We start from the raw sequence: 9,501 nt of genomic DNA, 5'->3' as shown, positions 1-9,501 counted from the left end.
GCGGCTACCTCTCGCTCGACCGGCGCGCCCCACCCGTCGAGCGAGAGGTAGCCGCGGAGGTCGCTCCCGTGGGTGAACAGGTCGACGTCCGCGGTCGGGTGCTCCTGCCGGTCGGCGGTGCTGTGGGCCAGTTCCATGTCCGAGTAGTACGGGCAGTCGGCGGCGAAGAACGCCCGCAGGCGGTCGGCGTCCTCGGCGACCAGCCCGGCGACGCGGTCGGAGGCGTCCGCGATCGCGTCCGCGTCGAGCCCCGCCTCGCGGAGCGCTCGCTGCGTCCGTCGGTCGAAGTGCATACCGGCCCTTCGGGCGCCGCGGTTTCAACTCCATCGGCTCGGCGCGGGGCGGGTCCCGCCGGAGGACGACTCCCGATCGGCCGCGGTCCGGCCACGGCTTAAGTCATCCCGGGCCGAACCGGGGCGTATGCCATCCCGGTCGGACCCGGTCCAGTCGCGCGCCGACGACGACCGCGACCTCTACGATGTCGCCACGTGGGAGGAGCGCACCTCTCTCGACGGGCTCTCGGTCGCGCTGTACTGGCTCATCACCCGCTCCGCGAAGGCGCTCGTCGTGTTCGTCGCGCTTCTGGGGCTCCTCGCCATCCTCGGGTCGTTCGGCCTCGGGCTGGTCTTCGACCCCGCCGTCGCCATGCTCGTCGGGCTCTCGGCGATCCCGGCGTTCGGGCTCGCCGCGTACGTGTACGTCTCCGACGTCACGACCGCGGAGCCGCTCTCCCTGCTCGTGGCGACGTTCCTGCTGTCTATCCTGACGGCGACGTTCGCCGCGGTGCTCAACAGCTACGCGCAGCCGCTCTTCTCCCCGCTCGGCTTCCCCGGGATCGTCCTCTTTTTCTTCGTCATCGTCGGTCCCGTCGAGGAGACGGTGAAGCTGCTCGCCGTCCGGCTGTACGCGTACACTGACGACCGGTTCGACGCCGTCGTCGACGGCGCGGTGTACGGGGCGATCGCCGGCCTCGGCTTCGTCGTCATCGAGAACCTCGTGTACATCGCCCGGACGGTCGAGATGTCGGAGCTGACGCTGGGGCTCGCCGTCCTCGGCGCGGGCGACGGGATCACGGCGCTGCGAGCGCTCGCGGGGCCGGGCCACGTCGTCTACTCGGCGTTCGCGGGGTACTACCTCGGGCTCGCGAAGTTCAACCCCGAGAACCGCGGTCCGATCGTGGTGAAGGGGCTCGTCATCGCGGCCGCGATCCACGGGCTGTACAACACCCTCGTCGGCCCGGTGACCTCGGTGATCCCCGCGCTCACTCCCATCCCGCGGCTCCCGGCGCTGTTCCTCTTCGTCCTCCTGTTCCAGGGCGCGTTCGGCTACGTCCTCCTCCGGAAGATCTGGCGGTACCGGGACGCGTACGTGGAGACGCGAGACGCGGTCGGCCCGGACGTCGAGCCGGAGCTCACGGAGTTCGAGGATTGACGACGGCCGTTTTTAAAAACCGATCACTCCGGCGGCGAGTCCACGCGCGACCGGTCGCCCGTGCCGCCGGTGAGCGCGCTCGCGAGCGCCCCCTTCACGACGACCTCGTCGCCGAGGTCGGTGAGCTTGACCTCCGGGACGTTGATGAACACCATGTCGGAGAGCTTCTCGCGGATCGGGTCGATCACCCGGTCCGGGTTGTTGAGCGCGACCGCCCCGCCCACGCTCACGACGAGCGGGGCGTACGCGTGGATCACGTTGGCGACGCCCATGGCGTTCCAGTGGGCCACTTGGTCGATCACGTGGTCGGCGAAGACGTCCTCGCCCGCCGCCTCGAACACGTCGACCGCGGAGAAGTCCGGGTCCTCGACGGGGAGCGACGTCTCGATCGGGTCCTCGGCGTGGAGCTCGCGGGCGTACTTCGGGATGTTGTTGCCGGAGCAGTACCCCTCCCAGTGCCCGTCGAGCCCGCACCCGCAGGTCATGAACCCGTGCGGATCGACGGTCATGTGGCCCACCTCGCCGGCGTTCCCGTCCCACCCCGAGAGCACGTTGCCGTCGACGGCGACCCCGGCGCCGATCCCCGAGGAGATCGTGAGGTACACCATGTCGTCCGGGTTGCGCTCGGCGTGGAACCGCTCGCCGATGACGCCGGCGACGGTGTCGTTGTGGAGGTGGACCTCGTCGGTGCCGAGGAGCTGCGAGACGGGCCCGACGAGCGGGATGCGCTCGACCGTGTCCGGGAGGTTCGCCGGCCCCTGGACGACCCCGGCCGCCAGGTCGAGGGGGCCGATCGAGCCGATCCCGGCCGCGACGACCTCGGTCGGGTCGATCTCGGCGGCCGCGCACGCCCCCCGGACGACGCTCAGCACGGCCTCGGTCACGGCGATCCCGTTCGGACCGCGAGGGGTCCCCTGCGCGTCCGATCCGAGGACCGTCGCGGTGCCGTCGCCGACGACCGCTCGGACGTTCGTCGCCCCCAGGTCGACGCCCACGTAATACATCGGCTAGAACGGCGGACCGGTGTCACTTAAGCGGGACGCTTCCCGAGGCGGTTCGTCCCGTTCGGCGCGCGGTGAGGGCGGCGAGGTGTCGCCCTGACCGGCGCGCGGAGACGGGTCGGTCACTCAGGCGGCGACTTCCCGCACGAAGGTCACCGGGCACGGCGCCGAGAGGATGACCTCCTGAGCGACGCTGCCGAAGACGGCCTTCCCGGTCGGCGACCGGCGCCGCCCGCCGACCACCACGCGGTCGGCCTTGACGGCCGAGGCCGCCTCGACGACCTCGTCGGCGTGATCGCCGACCGCGCCGCGGATCGTGTACGAGACGCCGGCCTCGTCGAGCGCCTTCGCGAGCGCCCGCGTCGTGGTGTGCCGCTCCGCGACCGCGTTCGGCGTCGACCCCTCGCTCGTCGGGTTGACCCCGAGCTTCGACCGGACTCCGTCGAACTCCTCGTCCGAGAACACGTGGGTCAACACGATTTCCGCCCCCGCGGGCTCGGCGACCGCGATGGCCTCCTTCGCGAGCTGCTCTGTTTGTTCCTCGTCTTCGGTTCCGACCGCTAGTAGCACCGTTTCTATGCTCATACCTCCCTTTCGCCGCCCGCCCGTATAAAGCTGTCGAAGTTTTAACTCAGTTCTGAATTAATTTTCTTACGATCGATCCTTACGTTTCTCCCTTGCCTCCGCGTCGTCCTCAGCCGGCGTTCCGGCCGCGTCCGCCTCGGGCGGCTCCGGTTCGCCCGGCGGATCGACGAACAACGGTTCGCCGGTCGGGCGGCCGTAGTCGACGATCCAGTACCGACCGCGGTACGCGCCGACGTTCTCCGGCTTGAGCTCGTCGAAGTGAAAGCGGTCGCGGTGCGGCGCCAGCGCCCTCCGAACGCGGTCGAGCGCCTCCTCGCGGACCGGCTCCTCTGGGGGGACCTCCGCCCGCGGCATGACGATCCAGTCGCCGTCGGGGTCGCCGTCGAGGACGGGCAGGAACGGGTGCGACTCGACCGCCGACCAGATCCGTCGCTCTCGTCGGTTCTGCGGGCGCCCGTCGCCCATCTCCGCCGAGGGACCGTACCGCGCCAGCTTCGCGACGAGCGGATCCCCGTGGGTCGGCTCCGGAGTTCCGTCGGTCGGCTTGGCATCCCCGTCGGACGTCCTCGGGTCCCCGCCGATCGATCCGGGAATCCCGACGGCGACGCGACCCGTGCCGACCCCGACGACGTCCGCCGTCGACGTCGCCCCCGACGCGGTCGCCTCCGCCGCCGCTCCCGCCTCGCGGAGCCGCTCCAGCTCCGCGGTCAGTTCGTCGAGCGCCTCGCGCTCGCCCGGCGCGAGCTCGTGGAAGTACGTGCGCGCCTCCCCCGCCGGCCACGACCACGTCCGGCCCGCGTACTCCCACTCCGTCTCCTCGACGGCGACTCGCTCGAGCGCGTTCCGGCGGGCCGCTCGCAGGCGACGGGCCGCGGTCGACAGCCGGTCGGCGACCGCCGGCGGGATCGGGTCCTGTCGCATTCGGTCACAGTACCCGGTCCGCGGTCAATAGGTTGTCGTCCACGAGACTCCGCCGCGCATCGCCACGACCGCGCCGCCTCGGCGCCGCCTCGGCGCCGCATCGGCTGCCGAGCGTTTATGTATCGCCTCCGACTCCTTCGCCTATGCCCCGGTGTACCTTCGACGCCGACGAGGTCTCCGTCCCCGGCGACCTCGCCGACGACTGGCGCTGCCCGCGAACGGCCGTCGAGGGAGGCGATCACTGCGCGTTCCACGACCCCGACGCGCTCTCGAACGGGGACGCCGCCGGCGAGCTGCTCGAATCCCTCTCTGCGACGCCCGAGGCCGACCTGTTCGCGATTGACCTCGGCGAGCGGCGCTTCGCCCGCGAGCGGAAGCGGTTCGTCGGAGCCCGCCTCTCGGCGCTCGACCTCTCCGACGAGCTGATCGAGCGCGGCGACACACACCCGCTCGACCTCCGCGGCGCTCGAATCGGTGCGCTCGACTGTCACGACGCGCGGATCGAGGCGGACTTCGACCTCGGTGGGTCGCGGATCGGGACCGTCGACGCGACCGACTGCGTCGTCGACGGCGACTGCTCGCTTCGCGAGTCCGCGCTCGGCCCGGCGACGCACCCCGACGCGCGGGTCGACCCGGACGCCGACGGCCTGTGGATCGGGGCCGTCGACGCGGCGGAGCGACCCACCGACGGCGGCCCCCCGGTCGGTGACGCCGCCTCCACACCGGTGCGGTTCGACGACGCGCGCGTCGGCGGGCGCCTCGTGCTCACCGACGCGGTCGTGAACGGCGACGTCGAGGCGACGGAGTGCGTCGTCGACGGCCGGTTCGAGTTCAAGCGCGGCGCGGTCGAGGGGCGGCTCTACTGCCCGGGACTCACGCTCCGGGGTGAGCGCCACCACGCGAACACCTCCGAGCTCACGCTCCGACTCACCGAGGTGCGCTCGCACGTCGTGCTCGAACACCTCCGGAGCCGGGGGGCGCTCCTGCTGAACGACCTCCACGTCGGGGGCGACCTCCGGCTCGACGCCGTCGACCTCGACGACTCGCTCTGGCTCGGCGCCGTCGATGACGAGTCGACGACGCTCGGCCCCGCGATCGTCGCCGGGAACCTCTCGGTCCGGAACGGCCGGATCGGCGGCGACGCCGACCTCGCGGAGGCGCGGACGGGCACCCTTCCCGGTCCGGTCGTCGACGGCTGCCTCGACCTCTCGGGCACGACCGTCGCGGGCGCGTTGACCTGCACGCCGCGGCTTGCCGACACGACGTTCCCGGTTGCGCGGCTGCGCCGTGTGACCGTCGGCGCCGGCTCGCTCTCGCAGCCGACAGCGAGCGGTCCCGTCGGGTACGACCTCCGGAACGCCACGCTCGGCGACGTCCGACTCGGGACGAACGGCGGGTCCACCGACCGCCTCCACCTCGTCGAGACGACGTTCGACGGCTTCGTCTTCGGACGGAACCGCGACGCCTTCGAGGCGGCCGACTGGCGGATCCACGAGGTCCCGGAGACCGTCGACGGCGACGGCACCGGCTACCGCGGGCTCGCGACGGCCACCGTCGCCGCCGACGCGATGGCGCTCGCGGACGACCTCCTCGCGGCGGCCGCGACGTTCGAGGGGTTCCGGGACGCCCTCTCAGCCGCCGATCCGGTCGACGCGGTCGCGACCCTCGTCGGGGCCCGTGTCGACTTCGCCGCGATCGCCGGAGAGGCCGAGTCGTCCCGCGAATCCGCCCTCCCGGAACCGTTCGACGACCGAGAGAGCGACCGGGTGGGCCTCGTTCGCGGCCTCGCGGCGGTCGCCTCGGACGGCGGGGACGCGGTGAGCCCCGCGCCGACCGCCGTCGTCGCCCTCCGCGACCCCGACGTCCGCGCCGCGCTCGGCCGGGTCGACCCCGACGCATACCCCGCGCACGACCCGGGGAAGGCGGCCGCGCGCGGCGAGTTACAGAGCGCGATCGCCCCGGTGATCGCCGACGTCGACGCGGAGGTCCCCGACGCCGAGACGCTGGTCACCACCTACGTGCTCGCGCGCAACGGCGCGAACCGCGTCGGCGACACGAACGCGGCCTCTCGGTTCTTCCGGAACGAGATGCTCCAGCGTCGACGGGTCCACCGGAAAGAGGCCCGCGCCCGCGGGCCGCCACGGAAGCGCCTCGCCGCCGCGTCCGATTACGTCTCGAACGCGCTGTTCGACCTCAGCTCCGGCTACGGCGAACGCCCCGGCCGAGTGCTCACCTTCTCCGGGAGCGTCGTGTTCGTCTTCGCGGGGGCGTTCGCCGTGCTGCTCCCCGAACCTCCGTACGGGGGCGTCCTCGGGTACGGGCTGTTGAGCTTGGAGTCGTTCGTCGCGCTGATCCTCGGCGGCGGCACGGAGCAGTCCGACTTGGCCGTCCGGCTCGCCGCCACCCTGGAGGGGTTCGTCGGCGCGTTCCTCATCGCGCTGTTCGTCTTCGCGCTGACGCGGTCGCTCGAACGCTGACTGGGACGCGGCTCCGACGACGAAAGGCCCTTGATACGAGACGCCGAGAGTGAACCGTGAGCACGCTGTTCGTCAGACACGGGACGACCGAGTGGAACGAGGCGGGTCGGATCCAGGGGTGGGCGCCCGTCGGGCTCTCCGACGCCGGACGCGAGGAGGCCGCGGCGGTCGCCGACGCCCTCGTTGAGCGCCACGCGGTCGACGCGGTCGTCGCCTCGGACCTCGCGCGGACCGTGGCGACCGCCGAGCCGATCGCCGCGGCGGCCGGGGTCGAACTCGAGACCGACCCGCGGCTCCGCGAGCGCGACTTCGGCGTGTTTCAAGGCCTCTCTTCCGGCTCCTTCTTCGAGCGCTTCCCCGCGTTCGACCTGCTGGAGAACGGACGGGCCGCGGCCGAGCGCGAGCCGGAGAGCGGCGAGAGCTGGCTCTCCGTCCGCGACCGCGTTCTCGACGCGGTCGCGGATCTGCGCGCCCGCGAGGGGACCGTCGTCGCCGTCACGCACGTGAACCCGATCCGGCTCGTCGTCGGCGAGCGCAGAGACCTCTCGGTGGTGCGGTCGCTCACGGAGCTGTCGGCCGACAACTGCTCGGTCACCGAGATCGACGACGCGGGCGCGCTCGTCGGCACGAACGACCGATCGTATAAATAGCGGCGGGGGCCCGGGCTCGACTCAGTAGTCGGGCGCGTCGTCCTCGACCTCGCGCTTCAGCGAGTCGCGGCGGGACTTCGCGTCGCGGCCAGTCGCCTCCAGCAGGAACTCGTTTTTCGCGTCGACCGCGTCGGCGGCGGCGTCGGCGTTCCCCTCGGCGATGACGTCCTCGGCGGGCCGCTCCTCGAAATGGACCGCGAGCTTGTCCTTCTTTCCACCGTACTCGGCGGCACCGGCCACGATTCGTTCGAAAACGGGATTGTCGGGGTCTTCGACCACGTACAGCTCGTGGCCCTGCCACTCCTCTGTGTCGGAGACCTCGCCGAAGTAGTCCTCGATGGAGCCCTTCAGGTCGGGCATGCGATCGTCCAGATGCTCGCCGCGGCGCATCTTGTACTCCTTCATGCCGCGACCGTTCGACAGGGGGGCGTAAACCAGTTTCGTCACGGGGTGTTCAGGCCGTTACGAGACCCCTCCGGCGCCGATCAGATCGGCCGCTCGGTGACGTAGCCGCGCTTGCACTCGGGGCAGATGTCGCCCGCGCGCATGGAGTTGCCGTCGGCGTCCCGGGTCATCCCGCACTCGGGGCAGTGGTACTCCGTCGTCGTCTCCGAGGTCGACGTCGAGAGGTCCGGGGTCTCCGCGCGGGTGATCCCCGTTCCGGCGTCGACCGGCTCCGCCTCCTCGCCCCGCGGTTCGATCGTGCCGCCGACCTCGTCCGCGTCGCGCTCCGGCGCCTCGACGTACTCCGCGTCTCCGTCTCCGTCCGCCGACTCGGCCGCCTCGGGGGTGAGACCGCCCCCGAACTCCACGCCGCCGGCGTCGCCGTCGCCGACCTCCGCGCTGAACCCCTCGTCCTCCCCGCGCTGTTCGGGCCACGCCGTCGTCGACGGCTCCGGCTCGTCCGCCTCGTCGACCTCCGGCCACGCCCCGCGCTCGCGGTCGGCCGCCGGCTCGTCCGCCTCGTCGAGGATCACGCCGTCGTCGGTCGCCGCGTCCCGCTCGTCGCCCTCCGTCGACTCCGCGGTCTCGACCTCGGGGTACTCCGCGTACTCGTCGCCGCCCCCCAGCGAGCCCGCCTCGTCGTCCGGGCCCGATTCGAGGAGCTCCGCGTCCTCGTCGTCCGCGGGCGCGTCTCCCTCGTCGTCCGCGTCCGCGGCACCGTCTTCGGGTCTGTCGTCGGCCGCCGCGGCCGGTCCGTCGTCGATGATCACGGCGTCGTCGACGTCGTCGGTCGCGTCGACCGTCGGGCCCGCCTCGCCCGCCCCGTCGTCCGTCGCCGCGGCGTCCATCGAGACGGCGTCCGTTCCGACGACGTCCGGCCCGACGGTGCCCGTCGCGCCGCGGTCGTCGTCGACGCCCGGGGTCGTCCCGGCCCCCGCCGTTTCGGCGCCCGCGACGGCCTCGTCGGTCAGTTGCTCCATCGTCGTGACCTCGGTGTTCTCGCTCACGACCTGCGTCTCACCGCAGCGAGCGCAGGTCTTCACCTCGGTGACGGTCGTGACGACCTCGTTCCCGTCCTCCTCGCGCTCGCGCCGTAGTTCGGGCTCGTCGAAGTCGTGCCCGAGCAGACACCTGAGTCCCATTATGTCCGTCCTGCGGTGCCGAGGGTAAAAAACGCCCCGTCCGGCGTCTGACGCCCGGCGTACGCCCGTCTCGTCGGGCGGCCGTTTCGAACCGCGGTCCCGCGCGGGACGCTATCCCCGACCGCAGTACATAGACTCTTTGTGGATCGGTCGCGTACCTTCGGACATGCCGACCGTATCCTATCAGGGAGAGGAGATCGAGTGCGAGAAAGGCGCCGTGTTACGCGACGTGCTGAAGGAGGCCGGACTCTCCGTGTACAACGGCAAGATGAAACAGCTCAACTGCCGGGGCGCGGGGTCGTGCGGGTCCTGTGCGGTCCAGGTCGACGGCGAGGTGAGCGAACCCGGCAAGAAGGAGAAGGCCCGCCTCTGGTTCCCGCCGCACCACCCGAGCCACGACGTCCGACTCGCCTGTCAGACGAAGGTCGAGGGAGACGTTGAGGTGACGAAGGGCCGCGGGCTCTTCGGGCAGCACATCTGAGTCGGCCGTCTCCGGCCGTTGTACGCCGATACTTCGACGCCACCGCTCGCCGTCACCGGCCGAACCGATCGGCGGCGGCGACGCTCGGTGTCGTGATAAGTACCCGCGTCGGACGTGAGTCCGGAGCGGGCAAAAGTCTCGTTGTCGCGTGTCAGAGCCGTGTTCGGCGTCAGCCGGACCGACCCGCCTTATCGGATCGGCTTACTGCCGAACGACGTTGGACGCGCGCGGCCCCTTGGGCGAGGACTCGATGTCGAACTCGAGCTCCTGGCCCTCTTCGAGGTCCGGCCCTTCGACGTCTTCCATGTGGAAGAACACGTCGTCGTCAGCGTCGTCAGTCTCAATAAATCCGTAGCCGCCAGTGTCGTT

General features: G+C 71.5%; 11 protein-coding genes. 4 read left to right on the top strand and 7 right to left on the bottom strand.

All coding sequences use genetic code 11. The features are described from left to right. Positions 1 to 293, bottom strand: a 293-nt coding sequence (locus DJ75_RS08585; protein WP_094524085.1) for a hypothetical protein, incomplete at its 3' end; no start/stop codon positions are given. Between the two features lie 127 nt (positions 294 to 420). Between DJ75_RS08585 and DJ75_RS08580 the strand changes: the two genes are divergently transcribed. Then, entirely contained in the window at positions 421 to 1,431 is a 1,011-nt protein-coding gene (locus DJ75_RS08580) for a PrsW family intramembrane metalloprotease (RefSeq protein WP_094524084.1), read from the top strand. 23 nt (positions 1,432 to 1,454) lie between these two features. Here DJ75_RS08580 and DJ75_RS08575 read toward each other — a convergent pair whose 3' ends face one another. The 3 genes from DJ75_RS08575 to DJ75_RS08565 form a co-directional block, all read right to left on the bottom strand. Then, complete coding sequence (locus tag DJ75_RS08575) at positions 1,455 to 2,435, bottom strand: ROK family protein (RefSeq protein WP_094524083.1); 981 nt, start codon at positions 2,433 to 2,435, stop codon at positions 1,455 to 1,457. 123 nt (positions 2,436 to 2,558) lie between these two features. Continuing rightward, on the bottom strand, positions 2,559 to 3,017 hold the full coding sequence (locus DJ75_RS08570; protein WP_094524082.1) for a universal stress protein: 459 nt from the start codon (positions 3,015 to 3,017) through the stop codon (positions 2,559 to 2,561). 66 nt (positions 3,018 to 3,083) lie between these two features. After that, positions 3,084 to 3,938 carry a hypothetical protein gene (locus DJ75_RS08565; RefSeq protein ID WP_094524081.1) on the bottom strand — a complete coding sequence of 285 codons (855 nt, stop codon included), beginning with the start codon at positions 3,936 to 3,938 and terminating at the stop codon, positions 3,084 to 3,086. A gap of 143 nt (positions 3,939 to 4,081) precedes the next feature. Between DJ75_RS08565 and DJ75_RS08560 the strand changes: the two genes are divergently transcribed. Next, positions 4,082 to 6,415 carry a hypothetical protein gene (locus DJ75_RS08560; protein WP_094524080.1) on the top strand — a complete coding sequence of 778 codons (2,334 nt, stop codon included), beginning with the start codon at positions 4,082 to 4,084 and terminating at the stop codon, positions 6,413 to 6,415. 56 nt (positions 6,416 to 6,471) lie between these two features. After that, on the top strand, positions 6,472 to 7,065 hold the full coding sequence (locus DJ75_RS08555) for a histidine phosphatase family protein (protein ID WP_094524079.1): 594 nt from the start codon (positions 6,472 to 6,474) through the stop codon (positions 7,063 to 7,065). Between the two features lie 21 nt (positions 7,066 to 7,086). Here the strand turns inward: DJ75_RS08555 and DJ75_RS08550 are convergent, their stop codons facing one another. Both DJ75_RS08550 and DJ75_RS08545 read right to left on the bottom strand, forming a co-directional pair. Further along, a complete protein-coding gene (locus DJ75_RS08550; RefSeq protein ID WP_094524078.1) occupies positions 7,087 to 7,470 on the bottom strand; it encodes a DUF5611 family protein in 384 nt (127 codons plus the stop codon). Positions 7,471 to 7,550: 80 nt separating this feature from the next. Then, positions 7,551 to 8,651, bottom strand: a complete 1,101-nt coding sequence (locus tag DJ75_RS08545; RefSeq protein WP_094524077.1) for a hypothetical protein — start codon at positions 8,649 to 8,651, stop codon at positions 7,551 to 7,553. Between the two features lie 166 nt (positions 8,652 to 8,817). On the opposite strand from DJ75_RS08545, the gene DJ75_RS08540 reads away from it, so the two are divergent. Continuing rightward, positions 8,818 to 9,132, top strand: a complete 315-nt coding sequence (locus DJ75_RS08540; protein ID WP_094524076.1) for a 2Fe-2S iron-sulfur cluster-binding protein — start codon at positions 8,818 to 8,820, stop codon at positions 9,130 to 9,132. Between the two features lie 201 nt (positions 9,133 to 9,333). Here DJ75_RS08540 and DJ75_RS08535 read toward each other — a convergent pair. After that, the coding region (locus DJ75_RS08535) for a cold-shock protein (protein WP_141211997.1) at positions 9,334 to 9,501 on the bottom strand (168 nt) is incomplete at its 5' end.

It is taken from the genome of Halorubrum sp. Eb13 (assembly GCF_002252895.1).
GTDB lineage: Archaea > Halobacteriota > Halobacteria > Halobacteriales > Haloferacaceae > Halorubrum.
This window is presented reverse-complemented; position numbering and strand designations above follow the sequence as displayed.